20 protein-coding genes and 2 pseudogenes are annotated in these 24,944 nt (G+C 72.8%); 11 read left to right on the forward strand and 11 right to left on the reverse strand.

Features of this window, described 5'->3' with window-relative positions; genetic code table 11:
- Positions 1–66: 66 nt before the first annotated feature.
- The gene (locus tag ACIRB7_RS30005; protein ID WP_403605060.1) at positions 67–1,941 is read right to left on the reverse strand and encodes a transketolase; all 1,875 of its coding nucleotides are present in this window, start codon (positions 1,939–1,941) and stop codon (positions 67–69) included.
- A gap of 114 nt (positions 1,942–2,055) precedes the next feature.
- Positions 2,056–2,700, reverse strand: a pseudogene (locus ACIRB7_RS30010) (phosphoribosyltransferase); the annotation flags it as partial.
- Between the two features lie 209 nt (positions 2,701–2,909).
- Here ACIRB7_RS30010 and ACIRB7_RS30015 point away from each other — a divergent pair.
- Both ACIRB7_RS30015 and ACIRB7_RS30020 read left to right on the forward strand, forming a co-directional pair.
- Positions 2,910–5,351, forward strand: coding sequence for an ATP-binding protein (locus ACIRB7_RS30015; RefSeq protein ID WP_403604737.1), 2,442 nt, complete (start codon positions 2,910–2,912; stop codon positions 5,349–5,351).
- A gap of 47 nt (positions 5,352–5,398) precedes the next feature.
- The gene (locus ACIRB7_RS30020) at positions 5,399–5,770 is read left to right on the forward strand and encodes a DoxX family protein (protein WP_403604740.1); all 372 of its coding nucleotides are present in this window, start codon (positions 5,399–5,401) and stop codon (positions 5,768–5,770) included.
- A 23-nt stretch (positions 5,771–5,793) separates the two neighbouring features.
- Here ACIRB7_RS30020 and ACIRB7_RS30025 read toward each other — a convergent pair whose 3' ends face one another.
- The 6 genes from ACIRB7_RS30025 to ACIRB7_RS30050 form a co-directional block, all read right to left on the reverse strand.
- Positions 5,794–7,002 (reverse strand): glycosyltransferase, encoded by a 1,209-nt coding sequence (locus tag ACIRB7_RS30025; RefSeq protein ID WP_403604743.1) that lies wholly within the window; start codon positions 7,000–7,002, stop codon positions 5,794–5,796.
- 147 nt (positions 7,003–7,149) lie between these two features.
- Positions 7,150–8,037 (reverse strand): SDR family oxidoreductase, encoded by an 888-nt coding sequence (locus ACIRB7_RS30030; RefSeq protein WP_403604746.1) that lies wholly within the window; start codon positions 8,035–8,037, stop codon positions 7,150–7,152.
- 57 nt (positions 8,038–8,094) lie between these two features.
- Positions 8,095–10,341, reverse strand: a complete 2,247-nt coding sequence (locus tag ACIRB7_RS30035; protein ID WP_403604749.1) for a catalase — start codon at positions 10,339–10,341, stop codon at positions 8,095–8,097.
- 168 nt (positions 10,342–10,509) lie between these two features.
- Positions 10,510–12,114 (reverse strand): phytoene desaturase family protein, encoded by a 1,605-nt coding sequence (locus ACIRB7_RS30040; protein ID WP_403604752.1) that lies wholly within the window; start codon positions 12,112–12,114, stop codon positions 10,510–10,512.
- On the reverse strand, positions 12,101–12,604 hold the full coding sequence (locus ACIRB7_RS30045) for an SRPBCC family protein (protein ID WP_403604755.1): 504 nt from the start codon (positions 12,602–12,604) through the stop codon (positions 12,101–12,103). The genes ACIRB7_RS30040 and ACIRB7_RS30045 overlap by 14 nt, the downstream gene beginning before the upstream one ends.
- A gap of 35 nt (positions 12,605–12,639) precedes the next feature.
- Positions 12,640–13,554: an SDR family NAD(P)-dependent oxidoreductase gene (locus ACIRB7_RS30050; protein ID WP_403604758.1), complete on the reverse strand. Its 915-nt coding sequence runs from the start codon at positions 13,552–13,554 to the stop codon at positions 12,640–12,642.
- A 177-nt stretch (positions 13,555–13,731) separates the two neighbouring features.
- Here ACIRB7_RS30050 and ACIRB7_RS30055 point away from each other — a divergent pair, with 177 nt between their 5' ends.
- On the forward strand, positions 13,732–14,250 hold the full coding sequence (locus tag ACIRB7_RS30055; RefSeq protein WP_403604760.1) for a YcxB family protein: 519 nt from the start codon (positions 13,732–13,734) through the stop codon (positions 14,248–14,250).
- Between the two features lie 98 nt (positions 14,251–14,348).
- Entirely contained in the window at positions 14,349–14,834 is a 486-nt protein-coding gene (locus ACIRB7_RS30060) for a DM13 domain-containing protein (RefSeq protein WP_403605063.1), read from the forward strand.
- Positions 14,835–14,848: 14 nt separating this feature from the next.
- Here the strand turns inward: ACIRB7_RS30060 and ACIRB7_RS30065 are convergent, their stop codons facing one another.
- A complete protein-coding gene (locus ACIRB7_RS30065) occupies positions 14,849–15,349 on the reverse strand; it encodes a MarR family winged helix-turn-helix transcriptional regulator (RefSeq protein ID WP_403604763.1) in 501 nt (166 codons plus the stop codon).
- Positions 15,350–15,388: 39 nt separating this feature from the next.
- Here ACIRB7_RS30065 and ACIRB7_RS30070 point away from each other — a divergent pair, with 39 nt between their 5' ends.
- Positions 15,389–16,651: an MFS transporter gene (locus ACIRB7_RS30070; RefSeq protein WP_403604766.1), complete on the forward strand. Its 1,263-nt coding sequence runs from the start codon at positions 15,389–15,391 to the stop codon at positions 16,649–16,651.
- A 71-nt stretch (positions 16,652–16,722) separates the two neighbouring features.
- Here ACIRB7_RS30070 and ACIRB7_RS30075 read toward each other — a convergent pair whose 3' ends face one another.
- Positions 16,723–17,214, reverse strand: a complete 492-nt coding sequence (locus ACIRB7_RS30075) for a hypothetical protein (protein WP_403604769.1) — start codon at positions 17,212–17,214, stop codon at positions 16,723–16,725.
- Between the two features lie 588 nt (positions 17,215–17,802).
- On the opposite strand from ACIRB7_RS30075, the gene ACIRB7_RS30080 reads away from it, so the two are divergent.
- The gene (locus tag ACIRB7_RS30080) at positions 17,803–18,141 is read left to right on the forward strand and encodes a MerR family transcriptional regulator (RefSeq protein ID WP_403604772.1); all 339 of its coding nucleotides are present in this window, start codon (positions 17,803–17,805) and stop codon (positions 18,139–18,141) included.
- A gap of 68 nt (positions 18,142–18,209) precedes the next feature.
- On the opposite strand, the gene ACIRB7_RS30085 is transcribed toward ACIRB7_RS30080, so the two are convergent.
- Positions 18,210–18,857, reverse strand: coding sequence for a PepSY domain-containing protein (locus tag ACIRB7_RS30085; protein WP_403604775.1), 648 nt, complete (start codon positions 18,855–18,857; stop codon positions 18,210–18,212).
- Between the two features lie 114 nt (positions 18,858–18,971).
- Between ACIRB7_RS30085 and ACIRB7_RS30090 the strand changes: the two are divergent.
- The 5 genes and pseudogenes from ACIRB7_RS30090 to ACIRB7_RS30110 all read left to right on the forward strand — a co-directional run bounded on the left by ACIRB7_RS30090 (position 18,972) and on the right by ACIRB7_RS30110 (position 24,941).
- Positions 18,972–19,634: pseudogene (locus ACIRB7_RS30090) on the forward strand (response regulator transcription factor).
- Positions 19,631–21,064, forward strand: coding sequence for a sensor histidine kinase (locus tag ACIRB7_RS30095; protein WP_403604778.1), 1,434 nt, complete (start codon positions 19,631–19,633; stop codon positions 21,062–21,064). Before ACIRB7_RS30090 ends, ACIRB7_RS30095 begins: the two are co-directional and overlap by 4 nt.
- A 270-nt stretch (positions 21,065–21,334) precedes the next feature.
- Positions 21,335–22,195, forward strand: a complete 861-nt coding sequence (locus ACIRB7_RS30100; protein ID WP_403604781.1) for a hypothetical protein — start codon at positions 21,335–21,337, stop codon at positions 22,193–22,195.
- A gap of 185 nt (positions 22,196–22,380) precedes the next feature.
- On the forward strand, positions 22,381–24,513 hold the full coding sequence (locus tag ACIRB7_RS30105; protein ID WP_403604784.1) for a PE-PGRS family protein: 2,133 nt from the start codon (positions 22,381–22,383) through the stop codon (positions 24,511–24,513).
- A 38-nt stretch (positions 24,514–24,551) separates the two neighbouring features.
- Positions 24,552–24,941: a VOC family protein gene (locus ACIRB7_RS30110; RefSeq protein WP_403604787.1), complete on the forward strand. Its 390-nt coding sequence runs from the start codon at positions 24,552–24,554 to the stop codon at positions 24,939–24,941.
- Positions 24,942–24,944: the final 3 nt, after the last annotated feature.

A 24,944-nucleotide genomic window follows, 5' to 3' on the forward strand; every position in this document is an offset into this window, starting at 1 on the left:
CCTCCAACCGGGCAGCGGCGCGCGGGCGGAGCCACCACCGCCCGGCCCTGCTCGTCCACCGCTCCTCTACCGCTCGACGAGCCGGCGCGCGGCCCCGGCGATATGGGCGCGCGAGATCCCGGCCGCCTCAAGAAGCTCATCCGTGGTGCCCGAGCTCGGAAGGCCGGTGACGGCGAGATGGGCGAAGGCAGGGTGGTGGCCGGTCGGGGCGAGGGCGGACAGGACGGCTTCGCCGATCCCGCCCTGCGGACGATGGTCCTCGACCACGACGAGTGCACCGGTCTCCCGGGCCGCGGCGGTGAGGACGTCGGTGTCGATCGGCTTGACGGAGTACAGGTCGACGACGCGCGCGGGAATGCCGTCGTCGGCAAGACGCTCGGCGGCGGCGAGGCACTCGTGGAGGGTGACGCCGGCGCCCACGAGCGTGACCCGGTCGTGCGCGCTCCTGCGGAGGACCTTGGCACCGCCCACGGGGAAGGTCTCGCCGTCGGGGTAGAGCACGGGGTACGCCCCACGGGTGGTGCGCAGGTACGAGATGCCGTCGAGATCGGCCATGGCCACGGTCAGGGCCGCCGCCGAGGTGGCGTCGCTCGGGTAGAGAACGGTGGAGCCGCGGACGGCGCGCATCATGGCGAGGTCTTCGAGCCCCATCTGCGAGGGGCCGTCCGCGCCGATCTCGACGCCGCAGTGCGTCCCGCACAGGGCCATGCTGATCTGTGAGACGGCGGCCATGCGGATGAAGTCGTGCGCGCGCGTGAGGAAGGCGGCGAAGGTGGTGGCGTACGGACGGAACCCGCGTACGGCCATGCCGACGGCCTCGGCGATCATCTGCTGCTCGGCGATGTAGCTCTGGAAGTACCGCTCGGGGTGGTCCTTGCGGAAGTCCTCGGCGTGGGTGGAGTTGCCGACCTCGGCGTCCAGGGCGACGACGTCGGGACGGGCGCCGAGTGCGGCGAGAGCGGCCCCGAAGGCGACGCGGGTGGCGACCTCGTCGCCGACGTCGAAGCGGGGGAGCGCGGGGAGCTCGACGTCCCGAGTCTCCGTAACGGCGGAGCGGGGCGGGGACGTGGACGGTGCGGCAGGCGGCAGGGGGCCGCGCACCCGCAGGTCGCGTACGCCGCCGAGTTCGGCGACGGCCCGGTCCGCCATGTCCTGCGGCAGTGGCTTGCCGTGCCAGCCGTTCTTGTCGGCGACCTCCGCCACGCCGCGCCCCTTGACGGTCCTGGCGACGACGACGGTGGGTGCCTGTCCGTCGGCGGCGGTGGTCAGGGCCCGGTCGATCGCTTCGACGTCGTGGCCGTCGATCACGATCGCCCGGCACCCGAACGCCTCCACGCGGCGGGCGTAGGCGTCGGTGTCCCACTCCAGCTCGGTGGGACCGCACTGACCGAGACGGTTCACGTCGACGAGGGCGGTGAAGTTGGCCAGCCGGTGGTGCCCCGCCCTGTCGAGGGCCTCCCACACCGAACCCTCGGTCATCTCGCTGTCGCCGCACAGCACCCACACGCGGAAGTCACGTTTCTCCAGGTCACGGCCCGCGAGCGCCATCCCCACGCCGTACGCGACGCCCTGGCCGAGCGAGCCCGTGGCCAGGTCCACCCACGGCAGCACGGGCGTGGGGTGGCCCTGCAGCCGGTGGCCGAAGCGGCGGTACGTCGTCACCAGCTCGTCGTCGCCGATCGCGCCGGCCGCCTTGAACATCGCGTAGAGCAGCGGCGAGGCGTGCCCCTTGGAGAAGACGAGGTGATCGGCCGCCGGGTCGCCGGGCGCCTCCCAGTCGTACCGCAGGTGGCGGGTCAGCAGGACCGCCATGAGGTCGGCGGCGGACAGGCTGGAGGTGGGGTGCCCGGACCCCGCGGCCGTACTGGCCCGGACGGAGTCCACCCGAAGCTGCTGCGCGAGCTCGAAGACCTGATCGAGGTCGCTACCGGGGCCGAGCATCGTCGTGGGGGTGAGCCTGGGGGTGCGCAGGGTCGAGATCACCTCGTTGTCGGTGACCTGGGGGAACTCCTCGTACCACTCGCCGACCGACCGGAAGGACTCCGGCCGGTGCAGACAGATCACCTCGTCCGCCTCGCGGCGCATGGCGTCGTGGGCCTCCCGCGAGCACACCGGTACGGCGAGGATCAGCCGCTCCGGGCGCGTGCCGCGCAGATGGCGCAGGGCGGCGCGCGCGGTCACGCCCGTGGCGAGCCCGTCGTCGACGAGGACGACGGTCCGGCCGGCCGTGGCGGGCGCCGGCCTGCCCTGCCGGTACAGATCCTCGCGGCGGTGCAGCTCGGAGCGCTGGCGGGCGACCTCGGAGGCGAACTCGTCCTCGCTCATTCCGAGCATCGCCAGGCTCGCCTCGTCGAAGACGGGCGCGTCCTCACCCACGAGGGCGCCGACGCCGACCTCGGGCCGGTCGGGCATACCGATCTTGCGTGCCACCAGCACGTCCATCGGGGTTCCGAGAGCGCGGGCCACCTCGGCCGCGACGGGTACGCCGCCACGTGGGAGTGCGAGTACGACGGGATCCGCGAGACCTCCGCCGGCCGCCCGCGCGACGAGTCGGGCGGCGAGTTCCCTACCGGCCTGTCGATGATCGTGGAACCGCATCGGAGATCGTCCTTCCTTCCGCGATGCCGGACGCCGCCGACGGAGGCCCACGACGCCCAAAGGCTGGGCACACGGGCGACTACCCGGTTCGGGGGAGTACATGACCGCAGCGAGCGCTCGTCTGCGTCACGCGTTCGGCCGTTCGTCATGGAGGGTGGTCCGGCGCCCGGCGGCGCCACCCGGCGGCCGCTCCCGCGTTGGGGTTGCCGTGACGCCGTTTGCAGTGACGGTTCTGCACGCGGGGCCTGCGGGTTCCGTGCCGAAACGAGGCCGCGGGAGCACGGCGTCCCCGATCGAAGCGAGGCGACCAGGTGGTGGAGCACCCGAAGGTGTGGACGTGTGGCGACGACCCCGGGCGGGCGCCCGGCGCCCGGCCGAGGGGCACGGGCGGCCTCGTGGGCCGCGACGCGGAGCTGGCCGAACTCCGGGCGGCCCTGGCCCGGAACCGGCTCGTGACCGTGACGGGGGCGGCCGGGGTCGGCAAGAGCCGGCTCGCCCTGACCGTCGCCGACTCCCCGGGCGACGGGGCATGGCGGGCCGTGGTCCGGGTGCGCTGGCACGACGGTGTGCCCGTGGGGCCGCGCGCCCTCACGGCACGGCTCGTCCGCGCCCTCACCGCCGCGACGGTGGCACCGCAGGGCCCGGATGCTGCGACCGTGCCAACGCGGGGCCGGGGCGCCGCGACCGTGACAGCGCGGGGCCAGGACGCCGCGGTGGCACCACTGGGCCCGGACACCGCCACCGTGCCACCGCGGGGCCCGGACACCGCGAGCGTCCGCCGGGCGCCGGCCACCGCCCACGACGACATGGGCGTCGTCACGGCGGTGCGCGCCGTACCGGCCGAGCCCCTCCTGCTGGTCCTGGACGACGTCGACCCCGTACACACCGAGTGCGCGGGCCTCGTCCAGCGCCTCCTGATGGCCGTGCCCGGGCTGCGGATCCTCGTGACCGCCCGCCGCGCGCTCGGCCTCGGTGACGAACGCGTGGTGCGTGTCGCACCCCTGGAGGTCGACTCCCCGGCGGACGGGCCGGAACCGTCCCCCGCCGTCGAGCTCTTCCTGGCCCGCACGCCGTCCCCCACGCCCGGCGCCCGGCCGGTGGAGGACTCCGACCTGCCGGACGTCAGGAGGGTGTGCCGACTTCTCGAAGGGGTACCCCTCGCGATCGAGCTCGCCGCCGGTCAGCTGGGCGACGGGACGCTCCGCGAACTCGGCGCCCGCCTGGAGTCGGACCAGTGCTGGCTGACAGGGCCGGGCCATGGGCTCCGACGGCACCGGTCCCTGGCCGCGTCCATGGGCGCGGTCCACGCGCTGTGCGATCCGGTCGTACGGAGGGTGTGGCACCGCGCGAGTGTCTTCGAGGGCTCGTTCACCGAGGCGACGGCCGCCCTCCTGTGCTCGGGAGCCGAGGTCGAACCGGACCAGGTCCCCTCCAGCCTCGCCATGTTGAGCGCGGCGGGGGTACTTCGGGTGCACGGAGAGCCGGGTGCGGTACGCCGGCCCCGCTACCGCATGGCGCGCGCCGCACGGGACTTCGGCACGGAACGGCTCCGCGGGGCGGGTGAGTTCCCCGCCGTGCTCGCCCGGCACGCGATCCACTACCGCGGTGTGGCGGCGGTGGCCGAGACGCTGTGGCACATGGGACTCCAGCAGCAGGCCCTGCGGATCGTCCTGGACGAGTACGACGACCTCATGGCACTCGTCCCCCGGGCGCTGGCCCGCGCCGAGCGCGAGCCCGGCCGCACGACGGACGCCGAGCCCGACCGCGTACCCGAACGAGCGCCCCACCCCGCGCCCGACCGCGTACCCGAGGGGGCACCCGACCCCGCGCCCGCCTGCGTGCCCGAGGGTGCGCCCGACCACGCGACCGACCCCGCGCCCGACGGCGTACCCGAGCGAGCGCCCCACCCCGCGCCCGACCGCGTACCCGAGGGGGCGCCCGCCCCCGCCCCCGCGCCCGACCGCTCTGCCGATCCTCCTTCTCCCCCCGGCGAGCACACCGAGACGGCCCTGGAGATCGTGCTGCGTCTCTGGTTCTGGTGGGCGGTTCATGACCGCGCCGGCGAGGGCGCCCGGCTCCTCCTCGGCCTGCTGCCCCACCTTCCGCCGGCAAGCCCGCTCGTGGCACGCGGCAGATGGCTGGCGGCCTGGCTGATCGCCGACCACGACCCGCGAAGCGCCCACCGCCTCCTCGACCTCGCCTGGCCCGCCGCCGTCATGGCCGGCGACGACGCCCTCGTCGGCCGCATCGCCCACGTGCACGGCACTCTGGCCTGGCGACGGCAGGACACGGAGGCGGCCGCCCGGTACTACCGCCTGGCGGCCGACACCATCCCGGAGGCGGCCCCCGGCGGCCCCCCGCCCGCCGTCAGCCTCGCGGCCCTGGCCGTCGTCCAGGCCCCCACCTCGCCCGAGACCGCCGCCCGGACCGCCCGCCGCGCCCTCGCCCAGCTCCGTAACCGCGACGACACCTGGGCCACGGCCCTCGCCCACTACGCACGCGCCTTCGCCGACCGCAGCGCCGGACGCACCGGCCGCGCACGGCACCGCGCCCACCGCGCCCTGACGCACCTGATCGCCGGCCCGGACACCGCCCCGCAGGCCCACACCGCGCTCCGCCGCCTGCTCGACCACCTGGAACGCCCCGCCGACGGCCCCCGTATGCCGACGCGACACGACGAGGACGGCTCCGATTCCGAGGCGTGGAGGGCAGGACAGGACGCCGCCGACTCCGGCATACTTACCCCTCAGTAACTAACGTTCGCCCGCCTGAGCCCGGCCCTCCCGTCCGAAGGAATCCGATGCCCTCGCCCGCACGCTCCGCCTTCCTGCTCGCCGGTCTGCTCGCCTCGGCGGGCGTCGCCCACTTCGTCGCCCCCAAGCAGTTCGACGCCACCGTGCCGCGCGCTCTGCCGGGCAGCCCGCGCACCTGGACCGCTGCCAGCGGCGCGGTGGAACTCGCCCTGGCCGCGGGGCTCGCGCTCCCGGCGACCCGACGTGTGAGCGCCCACGCCACGGCCCTGTTCTTCGCGGGGGTCTTCCCGGCCAACGTCAAGATGGCCTACGACTGGCGGAACCGATCGACGCCCGCAAGGGCCCTCGCGTACGCACGACTTCCCCTCCAGGTCCCCCTGATCCTCTGGGCCCGCCGGGCAGGCCGCGCGGAGCAGTAGCACGCCTCCGTACTCGGCCGACCTCAGCCGGCCGAGTCGAGGAGCAGGCGCGCGGCCACCGCCGCCCCGTCGGTGCGGACCGTACCGGCCATGGCCGCCGCACGCGCCCGCGTGGAGGGGGCCAGGGCCGTGTCGAGCGCGGCCGACAAGGACTCCACCGTCGGCATCGGGCCGTCGTGCGCCACGCCGATGCCGGACGCCGCCACCCTGTCGGCCCAGTACGGCTGGTCCGCGCCCTGCGCCACCACGACCTGCGGCACCCCGGCCACGGCGGCCGTCGTGGTGGTGCCCGAGCTGCCGTGGTGCACGACGGCGGCCACCCGGGCGAACAGCTCCTGATGGCTCACCTCGCCGACGGCGAGGCAGTCGTCCCCGTCGTCGACGAGGGCCAGACCGGCCCAGCCACGGGAGACGATCGCGCGCCGGCCCTGTGCCCGGATCGCCTCGACGGCCACCCGGGCGACGTCCTGCAGGGCGCCCGGGGGCATGCTCCCGAACCCCACGTACACCGGAGGTTCCCCGGCGTCCAGGAACGCCGCGAGGTCCGGCGGGAGCGGACGTCCGTCCGGCCGGATCCAGGCGCCGGTCTGCACCACGTCGAGTTCCGTCGGCCGCCACGGGCTCAGGATCGGGTCGGTGGCGAGCCACGGGGTACCGGTGAACGCGTAGTCGCGGACGTTGTCCACCGGGGCCAGGCCGATCGCCGCCCGGTGCGCGTTGATCTCCGCACCGAACATGTCGTTCGCGTTCTGTGCGTCCACGTCCCACAGCGCCCGGTTGTCGGCCACCCCCGGGGGAAGCGGCCGGCCCCGCCGCGCCGGCGGCGGCTGGTGCGGCGACGGCAGGACGACCGGCTGGTGGCTGGCGTGCACGTAACGGACGCCCAGCTTCTCGGCCACCGACCGCGCGCCGGCCGTGACGGGCAACGGGCCGGTCGCCACGAGCGCGTCACACCCCTCGGCCGCCGCGGCGACCGTCCCGAACTGAGCGGCGATCAGATCGGCCGCACGCCGCGCGAGTCCGGCCGCCGACCCGGGCCTCACCGACGCCACCAACGGACGCACCGGCTGCCCCACCGGCACCATCGGCACCCCGGACCCCGCCAGCAACGCCTTGAACTCCTCGTCCGGCGGTGCGCACACCCGCACGTCCGCGCCGAACTCCCGCAGCCGCACCGCGAGTCCCACCATCGGTTCGACGCTCCCGCGCGACCCATACGTCGACAACAACACGCGCACTACGCGGCCCCCATGTCCAGCACGTTCCGATCCGAGCCGCCCATTCTGCGCCACCCCCGGCGCTCCCCGCGAGCGCCTCCCTCGCCCCTCCCCGTGAGCGCCCCCAGCCCTCCCGCGAGCGCGCCCCCGGCCAGCCACCCCTCAGGGCCGCCGCCAGTCGTTCTCCCGCAGATGGGACCCCGCCATCGGGCCCATGCGCAGCATGCCGCCGTCCACGGCCCAGGACGCGCCCGTGACGTACGAGGCGTCGGGGCCGGCCAGGAAGGCGATGACGGCGGCGACCTCCCGGGCGTCCCCGGGTCGTCCCAGCGGAACACCGGGCCGGGACTCCCGCCGTACGTCGGTGTCCTCCTGACCGGTCATCGGCGTGGCGATCTCACCGGGGGCCACGGCGTTGACCGTGATGCCGTACTCGGCCAGCTCCAGGGCCATGACCTGGGTCAGGAGCCCGAGCCCGCCCTTGGCCGCGCAGTACGGACCCGCGCCCACCCGCGGCTGGTGCTCGTGGACGGACGTCACGTTCACGATCCGGCCACCGCCGCCCTGGGCGATCATGCGCCGGGCCGCCCGCTGGGAGCAGAGCAGCGGTCCGACCAGGTCCACGTCCAGGACCTGACGGACGGTCGCCAGGTCCAGGTCGAGGACCGGAGTGGCGGTGCCGGTCCCGGCGTTGTTGACGAGGACGTCGATCCTGCCGAGCGCGTCGGCGAGCCGGTCGACGACGTCCGCCGCCTCGGGGAGCCGGGTGAGGTCCAGGTGCTCCACCACGGCTCGACGGCCGTGCCGCCGCACCTCGTCGGCGGTGGCGTGGGCGCCCTCCGCGTCGCTGTGCCAGGTGATGCCGACGTCCAGGCCCTGCTCGGCCAGCCGGACGGCGACGGCTCGCCCGATGCCCGAGTCCGCGCCGGTGACCAGGGCGGTGCGGGGCCGGAAGGTGAGGTCACCGGGCACGGCGGACGCTTCGACGCCCGCCTCCGTGGGGCCCGACTCCCGGCCGGCGTCCGTCTCCTCTGTGTGCCGCGTATCCATACCCTGCCCTCACCCTCCTGTAGTCGGACCGACGTCCTCCCTCGTCCTCCCTGTGCGTCAGACGGACGCGGGGAACCGCTGCCACACCCGGTGACCGCCGAGCAGCCCCGTCAGCTCGGACAGCACCTGCCCGGCGGCGTCGCCGACGACGACCCCCGGCGCGTCCATGGGCAGCCGGGCCGCCTCCAGAGCGGTCGCCCCCTCGCCTGTCGCGCAGACGGCCTTGCCGTGCCGGTACGCCTCCGTGAGCAGCAGCGCCACACGCGGGTCGAGGAGCGGGGCGTCGGTCGCGAGGAGACCGGCCTTCGCGTCCCGTACGCCCTGCGCGTCAAGGCCCGGAGCGGGGCAGGCGGCGACGTACAGCGCGTCGAACTCGGTGGACCGCGCCGCGGCGAACGTGCGCTGCACCGCGACCGCCTCCCCGTCGGCGTCGAGGGTGCCACCGGTCGCGGCGATCACCAGCGGCACCATGCCCGCGCTCAGGGCGGCCTCGCGGAACGCTCGTACGGCCTCCATGCCCCCGGCGTCGGCCTCGTCGGCGACGATGCCGATGACGCGCCCGTCGACCGGCCACGTCTCGCCGAGCTGGGACAGCGCGGGGCTCGGCCGGACCTCGGCGAACGGCACCGTCGCCGGCGGCACGGACAGACCGAGGCCCGTGGCGACGCCCTCGCAGAGGACGGGGTCGATGTTGGCGAGGACGGTCAGGACCCGCTCCTTCACGGCCTGTTCGAAGCACTTGCTCAGCTCGAAGGTGTAGGCCGCGATGATGTGCTCGCGTTCCGTCGGCGTCATGCTCAGCCAGAAGAGCCTGGCCTGCCCGAAGTGGTCGGAGAACGACTGCGGCGCCTCACGCCCCTTCGTCGACTCCGGGACCGGCACGGGCGCCTCGATGTACGCGCCGGTGTCCGCCCCGGCCAGGAACGGGCAGCCGCCGTCCAGGGAGTTGGGGTGGTAGGGCGCGACGCCGGTGTGGACGGCCGTCTGGTGCATGCCGTCGCGCAGCATGTCGTTGACCGGGGCGTGCGGACGGTTGATGGGGATCTGGGCGAAGTTGGGTCCGCCGAGCCTGCTGATCTGCGTGTCCAGGTAGGAGAAGAGCCGACCGGCGAGCAGGGGGTCGTCGGTCACGTCGACGCCGGGCACGAGGTGGCCCGGGTGGAAGGCGACCTGCTCCGTCTCCGCGAAGAAGTTCTTCGTGTTCGCGTTGAGGGTGAGCAGACCGACCGGCTGCACGGGGGCGAGTTCCTCCGGCACGATCTTCGTCGGGTCGAGCAGGTCGATGCCCTCGAAGGTCTGCTCCGGGGTGTCGGGGAAGGTCTGGACGCCGAGCTCCCACTGAGGGAAGGCGCCCGCCTCGATCGCGTCGAACAGGTCCCGCCGGTGGAAGTCGGGATCCATGCCCCCGATGAGCTGCGCCTCCTCCCAGACGAGTGAGTGCACGCCGAGCTTGGGCTTCCAGTGGAACTTGACCAGGGTCGTCCCGCCTTCGTGGTCGACGAGGCGGAAGGTGTGGACGCCGAAGCCCTCCATCATCCGGAAGGAGCGGGGGATGCCCCGGTCGGACATGTTCCACAGCGTGTGGTGGGTGGCCTCGGTGTGCAGCGACACGAAGTCCCAGAAGGTGTCGTGGGCGCTCTGCGCCTGCGGGATCTCCCGGTCGGGATGCGGCTTGCCGGCGTGGATGATGTCCGGGAACTTGATGGCGTCCTGGATGAAGAAGACCGGGATGTTGTTCCCGACGAGGTCGAACGTCCCCTCCTCGGTGTAGAACTTCGTCGCGAAGCCACGCGTGTCGCGGACGGTGTCGGCCGAGCCGCGCGAGCCGAGGACCGTGGAGAAGCGTACGAACACGGGCGTCTCGACGTCGTCGGCGAGGAACGCGGCCTTCGTCAGCCGACTCGCCGTCCCATAGCTCCGGAACACGCCGTGGGCCGCCGCTCCGCGAGCGTGGACCACGCGCTCGGGAATGCGCTCGTGGTCGAAATGGGTGATCTTCTCGCGCAGGTGGTGGTCCTGGAGCAGGACGGGTCCGCGGCTGCCGGCCTTGAGCGAGTGGTCGGTCTCGTAAAGCCGGGCTCCTTGCGCGTTGGTGAGGTACGCGCCGCTCTGGGCCGAACGGGCGGGGTCCTCCCCGGTGGCCTGACCCGTGGGGCTGACGGTCTCGGGGCCGCTCTGGTCCGGCTTGGGCGGCAGCGGGCCGCGGGGCTGCGTGGGCTCCTCGAGGGACGAGGGCTTGGCTCCGGGCCGCCCGGGGACGCCGGACTCGGGGGACGACGGGTCCGGGTTCGGGTTCGCTGTCATGGAGACGCTCCTGTTCGGTGGGTGTGTGGCTCACCCACGTTTGCCCTGTCGCGAATGACCTGAACATACGAGATTGCACAGATACGGGCGACTCAGCGGTACGGCGCCTCGGCGGTACGGCTGACTCAGCGTTACGGCCGACTCAGCGGTACGGCCGACGCGGCCGGCTCAGCGGTACGAGCGAGGCCGGAGCCGACGGGGCGCCAGGACTGGGCGGTGCGAGCGCAGGGCGGCCCGGGCGGCGTTGGCGCCGGGTGCGCCGTGCACACCGCCGCCCGGGTGGGCGGTGGCCGACGCGAGGTAGAGCCCCCGGATCGGGGTCCCGGGGCGGCCGGTGCCGGGCACGGGGCGGAAGACCAGCTGCTGGTGCAGGTTGGTGGTGCCCTGGTTGACGGCGCCTCCGACAAGGGAGGCGTTGAGCCGTTCCAGGTCGGGCGGCGCCAGGACCCGCCGAGCGAGGATCGACGCGCGGAACCCCGGCGCGAGACGCTCGATGCCCGCCTCCACGCGAGCCGCGACGACGTCCTTCTCCCGCTCGTCCCACTGCCCGCGCAGACCGTCGTCCCCGGCATCGCCCCTGATCTCCTGCGGCACATGCGTATAACCCCAGGCCGACTCCGTGCCGGCGGGGGAGCGGGTCGCGTCGGCGGTGGTCATCTGGCCGAGGACGGTGAACGGCACGTCGGGTACGCGCCCCATGGCGAGCTGGGCGCCGAAGCGGGTGAGGTCGTCGACGCCGTCGGCGACATGGACGGTCCCGGCGCCGTGCGCGCCCTCGGCCGTCCAGGGGATCGGCCGCGCGAGGGCCCAGTCGACCTTCACCGTGGAGAAGTCCCACTGGAAGCGGCGCAGATCAGCGCGCAGCCGCGTCGGCACGTCCTCCGCCGCCACAAGGCGCCCGTACAGCAGCGGGGCGGGTACGTCGGCGAGGACGGCCCGGCGCGCGGGTATCTCGCCGCCGTCCTCGGTACGGACGGCGACGGCGCGGCCACCTCGGACGACGACGCGCGTCACCGTCCGACGGCAGTGGAGGACCCCGCCGCGGGCCTGGAGCCGCCGGACGAGCGCGCGCGTGAGGCTCCCCGCCCCGCCGGTCGGCACCGGGAACCCGTACGCCTGGCCGAGCATCGACATGAGCCAGCCGAAGCCGCCGCCGAGAGCGGACTCGGGCCCCAGGTCGGCATGGAGCGCGTTGCCCGCGATCAGCAGCCTGCCGCCTTCGCCGGCGAAGTACTCCTCGCCGAACCGTCGGGCCGGCAGCAGCATGGTCCGGGCCAGCCGGAGGCCGTCGTACGGGCCGGTGCGCGCGGCGAGCCGCAGCCCCGAAAGGATCGGCGGGAAGGGGGTGAAGAGGCACCCCATCAGATCGTCGCCGACGCGCCGCCAGATCCGGTAGAGACGCTCCCAGGCGGCCCCGTCGGGCGCCGCGAACCCCGCCAGCGACGCGATGGTGCTCTCCAGGTCCCGGGAGAGCACCGGACACCGGCCGTCGGGGAGCGGGTGGGCGAGGACGGTCGGGGCGTGCGTCCAGCGCAGCCCGTCGTCCTCCAGGCGCATGGCCCGGATCACGGGGGAGGCGGCGGCCAGCGGGTAGAACGCGCTGAACAGGTCGTGCACGTAGTCGGGATGGACTCCGCGGTCGCTGCGCACCGCACCGCCCGGCTCGTCCTGGGCCTCCAGGACGACGACCCGCCACCCGGCGTCCGCGAGGACGTTGGCCGCCACCAGACCGTTGGGACCGGCGCCGACGACCACCGCGTCAGGCGTCGACACGAGGCCCGCCCTGCCCCGGCCCCGCCTCCGTGTCCGCGTCGGAGTCCGCGTCCACCTCGGGCCCCGACTCCACGAGCCGGGCGAGCCGGGACAGCATGGCCCGGTGCCGCAGTTGGATGGCGGCGTCGAGGAACGTGTTGTGCCAGCGTGCCATCAGCCCGCTCAGCGGGTGTTCGTCGACGACGACGAGGGTGTCCTCTCCCCAGCGCTGGACCGTGATGGCGATGCGGACGCTGCTCGACGTGCCGTTCATGGCCTCGAGTTCGAGGCGCTGACCGGGCTCGAAGACGCGCGAGACGGTACGGCCCTGGTACTCGAACGGACCGAGTCGCACCGCGTACCCGATCTCCGATCCCTCGGCGGGCCACCGCCCGTCCCGGTTCCATGAGTCATCGGTGCCGATCACCCAGCGGGTGTAGAGGTCGCCGTCGCGCAGGACCGACCAGACCTCGGCCGGGGGCTTGCGGATGAGCTGGTGACGCACGGCCATGAGAGGCCTCCTGGTGGCTCGTGGACGGTGCCCGGTCACCCGCCGCGACCACCGCGCGGCGCCGCCGTGGCGCCGGACGGGGCGTAGAGGATGCCGGTCGTGTCGGGGGTCTCGCCGGGTGGCGACAGATACCGGTACGCGGTGTGGCGGCCGATGGCGGCGCGGACGAGGCCGGGGGCCACGGCGTATCCCCAGGTGAGGACGCGGCCGAACGCCCCGACGGTGGTCTTCCTCCGGTGGTGTCGTGACGCGCGGACGACGGCCCGTGCCACGCGTTCGGGGCGTACGAGCGGGGGCAGGGCCCGCACCCGGCGTCCGCTGTGGTTGGCGGCGTGCCGGAAGAAGGGGGTGTCCACCCCCGCCGGCAGGACGCTGCAGACGTGCACGCGGCGTTCCCCGGCGAGCGCCAGCTCCTGCCGGAGGACGTCGTCGAAGGTGACAAGGGCGGCCTTGGACATGGCGTACGCCGACATGTACGGCGCCCGGACGACCCCGCCGAGGACGGAGGAGACATCGACGAGTACGCCGCTTCCCTGACGCCGCATGACGGGAACGGCGGCCCCGGCCCCGTGGACCACCCCCATCACGTTCACGTCGAACAGCCTGCGCACGTCCTCGGGCGGCGTCCGGTCGGCCCCGCCGAGCACGCCGACGCCCGCCGCGCTCACCCAGACGTCGATCCGGCCGTGCCGCGCGAGCGCCGCGGCCGCCAGAGCCTCCACGGCCCGGGCGTCGGCGACGTCGGTGGGAACGGCCAGCGCCTCGGCCGAACGGTGAGCGCCCGCGCACTGCCCGGCCACGTCCTCGAGGACGGCGGCACTGCGCGCGGCGAGCACGACCCGGGCACCGCGCCGCGCGAACGCGAGGGCCACCGCGCGCCCGATCCCACTCGAAGCGCCGGTGACCACGACGACCGGGCCATGAGCCCGCTCCGAGCCACGCCTTCTCATGCCCCGGCGTCTGACCCCTTCCAGGGCACTTCATGCGCGGGAGCCACGGGTTTCCCCGGGACCGCCGAACCTGCCGACGGAGCCGCCGTCCCCACGCCGCCGGCCTCCCGACGAACGGAGAGAACGTGAGAGCGGGGTAGGTGCGGCGCCGATCCGTCAGGCCGCTAGGGTGCGGCCATGGTCGATCAAGGGCAGGACACAGCACCGCGCACGGAACCGGTCGAGTGGTCCTACCGGCCGACCCGCGCCGACATACGCGCGGGCATCCGGATACGCGACCGGATCAGGGGGCTGTCAGTGGTGCGGGGGGTGGTGGGCAGCCTCTTCGCAGGGCTCGGGGTGCTGCTCGTGGTCAAGGGAGCGCCACTCGGCTCGGTCGTACTCCAGGGGCTCGTCGTGCTCCTGACCTGGTCGATCCCCCACCTCCAGGCCCGCCACGTGCTGCGTCTCGTCGCATGGCAGGGCGAGTACCGGGCCACGGTGGCCGACGACGGCATCTCCGCCACCACCGACCACTGCGCGCTGACCCTGCGCTGGTCGATGTTCCGCGGCTACCGGGCGACCCCGGACCACTGGGTCCTCCTGAGCCGGGACCCGAACATCCTGGCCGTCGACGTACTCCCCAGAAGAGGCCTCCCGCCGGAGGCCGGCACCCGCGTCCAGACCATCCTGCACCGCCACCTCGAACGCGTCTGACCTCACAGCGATCGCGACGACGAGCGAAAGGGGCTGCCGTGGAACGGCGCCGGAAGAAGAAGCTGTGGCGAGGCCTCGGCGCTGCCGCCGTGGTGGCCATGGCGGCAGGGCTGGTGTGGTTCAAGCCCTGGGCCCTGTGGGTCGACGAGACCGTCCGTGAGGCGCTGCCCTCCGCGTCACCGACGACGGGTACGAGGCCGTCCCCGCAGGCGCCCGCCGAACCCGCCGGCCCCGCCACCGTCGCACAGGGCACGTTCATCAGCCACGAACACGCGACCACCGGCACCGCGAAGGTCATCCGTCTCGCCGACGGCACCCACACCCTGCGCCTCGAAGGGCTCGACACGAGCAACGGCCCCGAACTGCGCGTCTGGCTGAGCGACGCACCGGTCAAGGAGGGCAAGGCGGGCTGGTACGTCTTCGACGACGGGACGTACCTCGACCTCGCCAAGCTCAAGGGCAACAAGGGCGACCAGAACTACCCCCTGCCCACGGGCGTCGACTGGTCGAAGTACCCGAGCGTCAGCATCTGGTGCGACCGCTTCGACGTCTCCTTCGGAGCCGCCACCCTCGCCCGCACCTGACCGGCGGCAGCGTCTCACCACGCATCCGGGTCCAACGTGGAGGCGAGTCGTTCGAGCAGGCCTGCGAGCTGTGTCTGCTCGTCCTCGCTGAGGCCGGAGAGAAGCCGACGCTGGTTGTCCAGGTGGACGGCGATGAGCTCGTCGGTCAGTTCGACGCCCCCGGCGGTGAGGGTGATGAGGCGTCCGCGCGAATCGCTCTCGGCCACGGACCTGCTGACCAGGCCGCGGGCTTCGAGCCGGTCGACCCGCTTGCTGATCGCGCCGGTGGTGACCAGGACGGTGCGGCTGAGCTCGCCCGCTGACAGCGCGTACGGCTCCCCCGAGCGCCGTAGCGCCGCCAGCACGTCGAAGTCACCGTTGCCGAGGCCCGCGGCCTGGAAGGGCGGCCGCAGCCCCTGGTCCAACGTGCCGGTGAGCCGGAAGAGCCTGCCGATGACGAGCATCGGTGCCGCGTCCAGATCGGGGCGCTCGCGTTTCCACTGTTCGACGATGGCGGCGATGGCGTCGGGCTGCATGCCTTCACTGTATCTTCCACGGATGATAAATTATCTTCCATGGAAGATATATCGTGCGAGCTCCGCACGCGCCGCCGCCTCATCACCGCGAGCCTCGTGAGCTCGATCGGTGACGGCATATACGTGCCGCTGACGATGCTGTTCGTCCATTCGCTCACCGGCCTGTCGCTGACGTCGATCGGCGTCGGCCTGACCGTCGCAGGCCTCTGCGCCCTGTTGTTCATGCCGGTCGCCGGCATCCTCATCGACCGTTTCAGCGGCAGACAGGTCCTCATCGGCGTCCTCGCGCTGCGAGCGGCCGGTTTCGCCGCCTACCCGTTCGCCGACTCCTACCCCGCGTTCCTGGCGATCGCCCTGGTGGTGGCGGTGGGGATGTGGGCCTCGTCGCCCAGCCAGCACGCTCTCATCGGCGAGATCAGCCAAGGCGCCGAACGTGACCGACTCCTCGCCTGGGACCGCAGCCTGCGCAACGCCGGCATGGGATTCGGCAGCCTGGTGGCCGCGGGCATGCTGGCGTGGAACGGCAGCGCCGGCTTCATCGGCGCGGCAGTGGCTCTGGCCGCGGTGTTCGCCGTCGCGGCCGTGCTGGTGTCCCGGATCCCGCCCGGCCAGGGCAGGGCAACGGCGTCGCCGGAGCGTCCCGGCGGCGGGTACCGGCAGGTGCTCGCCGACCGCCCCTACCTGCTCATCACCACCGCCAACTTCCTGATCGCCTTCGGCTACACCACCCAGGCCATCGCCCTGCCGATCTTCCTCACCCGCGACGTCGGCATCCCCGACGCCCTGGCCGGAGCCGTGTTCGCGCTCAACACCGTCCTGGTCGCCGCGCTCGGCGTCCCGGCCGCCCGCCTGACCCTGCGCGGCAGGCGCACCCGTACGGCCGCGTTCGGCGCAGCCGTCTTCGCGCTCTCCTTCGCCGCCTTCGCGGCCCTGCCCCGACTGACCAGCGGCGCCGGCGCCGTCGTCGCAGTCCTGGCGGTCGCGATCCTGTACACCGCCGGGGAACTCGTCCACTCCGCACCGTCGCAGGGCCTGTCGATCCACGCCGCTCCCGACCACCTCAGGGGACGGTATCTGTCGGTCTACCAGCTGTCCTGGTCGGTCTGCCGCACCATCGCGCCCGCGCTGCTCGGATTCCTGCTCGACGCCGGTGAGTGGCACCTGTGGACAGTTCTGGCCCTGCTCGTCCTGACCGGCGCCGCGATCCTGCTGTGCGCCGAGCGCGTGCTTCCGTCACACGTCGTCGGCAACGCACGCAAAGCCACCGCGACCACCGCTCCTCAGGCGGCCGGCACCCGATGACCGTACGTCCGGGCCACGCACCCGGACGACGTACGCCGCGCCGCTTCCGTCAGTACGCGTTCAGTACGCGTTCAGTACGCGTTACGCCGCCGAAGCCGGGCCGGGCGCCCGTCCGGGTCCACCACGAGGTGGTACGGAGGCATGGCCAGGTTGCGCGTCAGGCGGGACATGTCGGGCGGGCGGTAGGCGCGCAGCCGACCGGGCGGCCTCCGGCCCCGGCCGCCCTCGTGCCAGGCGTCGAAGGCGCGCGCCGGATCGCACAGGTCGTCCGTCGCGGAGGACGGGTACGGCCCGCCGCCACCCCCCACGTGCTCACAGGAGAGCTCGAGCCGCAGGTCCCTCGCGAAACGGCGGGCGTCGTCCCCGAGCCCGCCAGGGTCGCGCGGTGGCCGCCCGTCCGCACCGTCGTCCAGGACCACGCGGTTGAACTCCGAAGCATGGGTCCAGGAACGGAGGTTGATGTTGTCGGAGCCGACCGACGCCCACACGTCGTCGATCACACACACCTTGGCATGCACGTACACGGGAGTCCCGGCGGCGTTCTCCAGCCCGTACACGGCCACCCGGTCGCCGCACCTCCACCCGGCGGCTACCCGCTCTGCCGATGCCGACGCCCGCCCCCGCCCACCATGCCGAGCGCGACCGATTACCTCACCACCGGACACGCGAAAATCTATGTCGGCCGGAGTAGACATGAGGCGATGGTCTGGCTACAGTTTCTCTCGTAGCCCAGAGAGACAGACAGGGCCTGGCAGAGATGAACTGCCGGCAGCAGTACATGCAGTACCAGCAGTACCGCAGTACCCCTGCCTGGCAGAGATGAACTGCCGGCAGCAGTACATGCAGTACCAGCAGTACCGCAGTACCCCGTGTGCAAAGCAGTTGATCACCAAGGAAGGAACGGAGGAGCCGAGCGCCATCAGGATCGCCCGGGCGGACGTCTGGAACCCGGGTACCGCAGGACATCGATAGTGAGGTGGTCTCCGGTCAAGCAACCGCGATCCCCGTACCCCCGACAGCATCTCGGTCGGGTCAGCGGAAACAGAAAGCCGGCGCAGTACCAAGCCCGGCAGGTGGTGTAGCAGTTCCTTCGGGGCCCTGGTGCCGTACGGCACCAGGGCCCCCTGTACGCGTTTCCCGGAGAGGTGCAAATGACAGCTGACGACTCGTACGGCCGTCTCGACGACGACGACTACCCGGCCTACACCATGGGGCGGGCCGCCGAGATGCTCGGCACCACCCAGGGCTTCCTCCGCGCCATCGGAGAAGCCCGCCTCATCAACCCGCTCCGCTCGGCCGGCGGCCACCGACGCTACTCCCGCTACCAACTGCGCATCGCCGCACGCGCCCGCGAACTCGTCGACCAAGGCACACCCATCGAAGCCGCCTGCCGCATCATCGTCCTCGAAGACCAGCTCGAAGAAGCCCAGCGCATCAACGCCGAATACCGCCGGGCAGCGGAACCGACCGACCCGCCGCCCGCCGCCTGAGGCGGTGTCCCGCTCCGGCGAGCTCCGCGAGGACACGACGGTGACGTACGCCCCGGAGCCCGCCCGACTCAGTCGTCGTCACCACCGTCGGCGTCGGTGTCGTCGCCGTCCCCGTCCTTCAGGTCACCGTGAACGTCGTCGTCCCCGTCCTGGCTGATGCCGCCCGTCCGCAGATCGACGTCCCAGTCGTGGTCCGCGCCACGCGCGTCCCGGACGGTGGCGTCCCAACCGCGGTCGCGGTCGTCGGCGTCCTCGTCACCGAGGTCGATCGAGGTCACGAAACCCTTCGAGGAGAGGGCCGTGGCGGCCTGACGCGCGCTGACCTTCGCGTTCTTCAGGAGGGCCGTCTCGCTGCGGACGTCGTCCGAGTCGTCGTCGGCGGCGTCCGTGCCAAGGGCACGCCCGGTGTTCTGGTCGACATGGACGGTGTAGGAGCGGGAACCGCTGACGACCACGACCTCCCAGCCCCGGTCCTCGGCGTCGGGGGCCTCGGCGTCAGTGGCCTCGTCCGAGTCCCGGTCGTCGTCGAGCTCGGCGGAGATCACGGTCCCGGGACGTGCCTTGACGGCCGCGTCGATGGCCTGCACGGCGGTGATCCGCGCATCACGCGCCCCGCTGCTCGTACTGCTCCCGGCCGACAGGGCGACAGCGGTGCCACCACACGCCAGGGCGGCCACGGTGGCGGTGGCGGTGGCGATGACGAGCTTGCGCTTCATGAGGGAGTCCTTCCAACGGCTCGATGCGACGGATCCACAGTGCCGGAGACAACCTGAAGCGACGCTGAAGCCACCTGAAGGGCGACTTCAGGTTCCGTTTGCGAACCTATGGGCATGCGCCTGCTGATCGTGGAGGACGAGAAACGCCTCGCCGTGTCACTCGCCAGGGGCCTACGGGCCGAGGGCTTCGCCGTGGACGTCGTCCACGACGGCCTGGAAGGGCTGCACCGGGCGGCCACGGAGCCGTACGACCTGGTGGTGCTCGACCTCATGCTCCCGGGCATGAACGGCTACCGCGTCTGCTCCGCCCTGCGCGCCGCGGGCAACGACGTGCCGATCCTGATGCTCACCGCCAAGGACGGCGAGTACGACGAGGCCGAGGGCCTCGACACCGGAGCGGACGACTACCTCACCAAACCGTTCTCGTACGTCGTCCTCGTCGCCCGGATCCGGGCGCTGCTGCGCCGCAGCACGGGCCCCGCGGCCTCGCAGGCCGTGGACCTCGGGCCCGTACGCGTCGAGATCGCGGCCCGCAAGGTGTTCCTCGACGGGGCCGAGGTGGCCCTCGCGGCGAAGGAGTTCGCCGTACTGGAACAACTGGTCCTGCGCGTCGGCGAGGTCGTCTCCAAGAGTGAGATCCTCGCCCACGTGTGGGACTTCGCCTATGACGGCGACCCCAACATCGTGGAGGTGTAAGTCAGTTCCCTGCGCCGCAAACTGGGCGCCGGACTGATCGACACGGTACGCGGCGCCGGTTACCGCCTGGACGCGCCGTGAACGGCCGCCGACCCTTCAGTTCCGTCCGGGCGCGGGCGACCGTCGGCGCCACGCTGGTCGTGGCGGTCGCGCTCGTCGCGGCGGGCGTCGCCGTGCTGTTCGCCCTGCGCAGCAACCTCGGCGGCCAGGCCGACGCGGAGGCCGACACCGCCGCGCGCCGGGTCGCCACGCAGATCGCGGCGGGCACTCCGTACGCGAACCTGGAGCTGCCCGACGCCGAGGACCACCCCGTCCAGGTCGTGAACCGCGACGGCCAGGTCCTCGCGGTGAGCGAGGACCTGGAGGAGATCAGCGGCACCGGCGTCCCCGGGGTCACCCCCGTGCCGAGCCCCGGGACCGGACGCGATGACGACGACGACACCGACGACCCCGACGCCGGCCACGTCGGTGACGTCACCTGGCACGGCGGGGGAAGGGCCACCGTCGACGGACAGGCAGCCGCCTACCGGTTCACCCAGCTGGAGGTCACCGACCCACGCGACGAGACCGTCGTCGTCCATGCCGGAGCCTCGCTGGAAGAGGGCCGGTCCACCGTCACCACCGCCGCCCTCGTGATGCTGGCAGGCCTGCCGCTGCTCCTCGGCGTCGTGGCCTCGGTGACCTGGCGGGTGACCCGCCGCGCCCTGAGGCCGGTGGAGGACATCCGGCGCGAGATGGCCGCGATCACCGCGTCGACGGACCTGAGCCGCCGGGTTCCCGAGCCCGCCAGCCGCGACGAGGTGGCGCGTCTCGCCCGTACCACCAACGCCACCCTCGCGGCCCTCGAAGCCTCCGTGGAACGACAGCGCCGCTTCGTCGCCGACGCCTCCCACGAACTGCGCAGTCCCCTCGCGAGCCTGCGCACCCAACTCGAGGTCGCCGCCGCCCACCCCTCCCTCCTCGACCTCCCCGGCGCCGTGGCGGACACCGTCCGCCTGCAGAACCTCACCACCGACCTCCTCCTGCTCGCCCGCCTCGACGCCGGCGAACAGCCGGACACCACGAGAGTCGACCTGACGAACCTGCTGACGGCGCTCGTCGACCGCCGGACCACCGACCGGATCCCGGTCCGCGCCGAGACGGAGCAGGAGACGACGGTGACCGGCTCCCGAACCCAGCTGGCCCGGGTGATCGGCAACCTGCTGGACAACGCCCAGCGACACACCCGCACATGGATCACCGCAACCGTGCGCCACGAGGACGACCAGGTGGTGCTGCGCGTGGACGACGACGGCCCCGGCGTACCGGAGGACGACCGCGACCGTGTCTTCGAACGTTTCGTACGCCTCGACGACGCCCGCAGTCGCGACGACGGCGGAGCCGGCCTCGGTCTGGCCATCGCCCGCGACATCGCCCGCCGCCACGGCGGCGACCTGACGGCCACTCGAGCCCCCGCCGGAGGCGCACGCTTCGAACTCCGCCTGCCCCGCGCGAGGGACAGGGAAAAATGAGGGGCAGGGGCAACCTTATGGCGGAAGTATGAGTCTCCTGAACGATCACACAGTGATCGGACCTACGAGGAGACCATCATCACCGCCATACGCAAGACCCTCACCGCCACCGCAGTCGTCGGCGCCGTCCTGGCGGGTTCGGCCGCCTGCGGCACGGTCGAGCAGCTGTCCGCCGGCCAGAAGCTGGACAAGGCCTTCGAGAAGCTGGGCAAGGAGAAGTCGATCTCCTTCGAGCTGGGCCTGGACGTCGACGCCGCGACCATCAAGGAGATGGACGCCGAGTCGGACCCGGAGCCCGGCGACGAGATCCCCGACGAGGCCGCCAAGCTGATCAGCGGCGCGAAGATCACCGTCACGGTGGAGTCGAAGAAGCCGATCGCCGAGTCCGAGGAGAAGGATCTCGTCGGTATGGCCATGAAGGTCAGCAGCCCCGACGGCGACCTCGTCGAGTACCGGGTCATCGGCGACTACACCTACCTCCGTTCCGACGTGAAGGCCCTCACCAAGGCGCTGGGCGCCCCCATGCCGCCCGCCGACGAACTGCCCCCGGAGGCCGGAGGCCTCAAGAAGGCGCTGGAGGGCCAGTGGGTCAAGTTCGACACCAAGGAGATGGAGAAGGCCGGCCAGACGCTGGGCCAGGCGCCCGGCGCCGCGCTGTCGCCGGAGCCCTCCCTGGACCCCGCGACCCAGAAGAAGGTCGTGGAGGCCCTGCGCGAGGTCATCGCCCGTGAGGTCGAATTCAAGACCGCCGGGGGCGAGGACGGCACCGAGCACATCACCGCCACGGCCCCGTTCCGCACACTGATCACGGAGATGATGGGCGAGATCCGTCCGCTGGCCAAGGACCTGCCCCCCGGCATGAGCCTGCCGTCGGACGCGGATCTGAAGGACGCCCCCGACACCAAGGTCACGGCCGACTTCACGCTCAAGAACGGCGAGCTGACCGAGGTGAACGTCGACCTCGCCAAGCTGGCCGAGAGCGCGAAGGCCAAGAAGTTCGGCCTGGTCCTGAAGATGAGCGGCGGCACCAAGCCCGTCGCCCCGGCCGGAGCGACCGAGCTGAACCTGGAAGAGCTCCTGGGCGGCTTCGCCGGCGCCATGATGCCCGAGGAGGAACTCGCCGAGGGGTGACCTCCGCGAAAGTCCCTCGTACGGCGGCCAGGGCGGTGAGCCCCGACCCGTTGGGCGGCTGTCTCGTCACAGCCCGGCGTGGTCGGGGCCCCGGCCGTCGTGGCGACAACCGTGCATGCGCGGCCACCGGCGGCTGAGCCAGAACCCCACCCACCCCTCCCGCAGGCCCCGTCAGGACGGCGTCCATGAGGCACAGCCGTACACCACCACGGACACGCGCCGAACTGGTCGCCGAACTGGAGCGAGCGGGCCTGGAGATCGTGGGGGAGTGGGGACCGGACAACGTCCTGACCCCCGCGGCCGCCTGGCGCCCGGTCGTCTCGTACGACACCGTGCCGACCGCGGCCGTCCGCGAAGACCGACCCGACCTCGTCCCGGAGCTCAACGCCCGCTGGCACCATCTCGCGCGCGAGCACGGGATCATCGACGAGAAGGGCGAGTTCCTCATCCACGCCCAGGGCCACGACACCTGGGCCAGGGTCCGCCTCACCCCCACCTGGGACCTCGCGGGCGTGCTCGGCAACCGCCCCGGGCAGCCCGAGTTCGTCACCCTCTCCGTGGACGGCGACACCCTGCTGGGAGTGACCTGCGAGGAGTACGAGATCTGGCTCGTCGCCGTCGACGGACTTCTGGAACAGCGCGAGCGCCACGCACGGGCGACGGCACAGGAGAGCCCCGAGCAGCGGGAGGCAGCGTGGGAAGGACTGACCACACCGAGACTCCGGCCCACAAGGCACCTGTGGAGGCCCTGGATCGGGTGGCTCGGTCTCAACGACGCCGCGAGTGACCAGGTACTGATCCGGCTGCTCGACCTGGGAGCCGGCTACTTCCTGCACCGCCCGCTGTCCACCGCGGTTCTCGACGCCGCGATCGCCCACCCCGACCGGGAGATCCGGGGCATGCTCGCGGAGTACCAGCGGTCCATGACCCCGGACCGGTGGACCAGGCTCGTCCTGGGCGAGAAGAGCCCCGCCCGGCGCGCCCTGCTGGCCGAACTCGCCACCCGCCGCGGCGGCGGCCTGACGGAGGCCGGATACGAGCGGATCGCCACGGACCCGTCCCCCCTCGTGCGCGTCCAGGCCGCGCGTACCCCCGCCCTCCCGGTACGCCTGACCACCGCCCTCGCCGACGATCCGGCCCCGTCCGTACGGGCCGCCGCCTGCGACAGGGCCTGGCCGCACCTCGACCCGCCGGCACGGCAGGCCCTGCTCACCGACCCCGCCGACGACGTGCGGACCGCCGCCCGGCAGCGGGACCACGACGGCCGCGAGGACCACCCGATGGACCTCGCCGCCTACGAGGCCCTCGCCCCGGACCGTGCGGCCGTCGCGTCCCGCCGCTTCACCCCCGAGGTCACCGCGCTCCTCGCCGCGCACGACGACCCCTCCACACGACAGGCCCTCGCGACCAACCCGCACACCCGACCCGAGACGCTCGCGCTGCTCGCCGCGGACGAGAACGAAGACGTACGGCTGACCGTCGCCGCCCACCGCCACCTGCCGGCCGACGTCCTCGCCGCACTCGCCACGGACTCGAGCGAGCGGGTACGCCGGACCGCGTCCGTACACCTCGAACTCCCCGAGGCACAACGGGCGGAATGCCTGGCGCACCTCGACCTCGACGGCATGCGGCACGACGTGCCCTGGGTACGAGACCTCCACGGCGACCCGGAGGCCATGCGCCGCGTCTCCACCTCCTGCCACCCGCTGCTGCGCTGCACCGTGGCCCGCGCCCGGCACCTCCCGCCGGACGTCGTCGCCCGCCTCGCCCGCGACGAGGACCGGGTCGTACGCCTCTTCCTCGCCGAGTCCTGCGACGACGCGCCGGCCGACATGCTCCTGAAGGTCTGGCTCTGGTGGAACGGCAGCTTCAGCTCTCCCGGACGCCCCCGCACCCACCCCAACTTCCCGCGTACCGGCCTGCTCCCGTACGCGACCGACCCGCACCCGCGGCTGCGCCAGCTGGCACTGGACGATCCCGACTCCACCGCCGACCTGGTGGAGCGCTTCAGCCGGGACGAGAACAGCGAGGTCCGCCACCGGGCCGCCAGGGACCCCCGGCTCTCGGGGGCCTCGGCTGTCCGGCTGCTCGACGACGGGAGCGCGGCGGTCCGCTACGCGGCGGCGCGCCATCCCGCACTGCCCGCACGGCCCCTGGTCCGCGCCCTGCGCGACAACGACCTCCGGCAGCAGGCCGTCCTGAACCCTGCGCTGCCCGAGTCCGTGATGCACTGGATGATCGACACCGCCCTCTCGGAACAGGCAGCGGCAGCGACTAGAATCGACGGCGACACCGCGTGCCGGTCACCGTCCGGGTGAGGCATGGAGGTGTCGGGACATGCCTTCGGAGGCATCCCATGCCAGTCGAGTTGAACCACATGATCGTCCACGCCCGGGACAACCGGGAGTCCGCGGAATTCTTCGCGAACCTCCTCGGCCTGGAGATCACCGCCGAGTGGGACCCGTTCATCGCGGTCGACCTGAACAACGGCGTCACCCTTGACTTCGCCGCCATCCCCGAGGACAGGATCACCCCCCAGCACTACGCCTTCCTGGTCTCCGAGGAGGAGTTCGACGCGGCGTACGCGCAGATCGGACAGCGCGGCATCGAGCACTACGCCGATCCCCACCGGAAGCACCCGGGCACGATCAACCACAACGACGGCGGCCACGGCGTGTACTTCGTGGACCCGGTGGGCCACCTCTTCGAGCTCATCACCGTGCCGTACGGCGGCCGGCCCTCGTAAGCG

Origin of the sequence: Streptomyces sp. NPDC093795, assembly GCF_044764665.1 — a bacterium.
Lineage (GTDB): Bacteria > Actinomycetota > Actinomycetes > Streptomycetales > Streptomycetaceae > Streptomyces.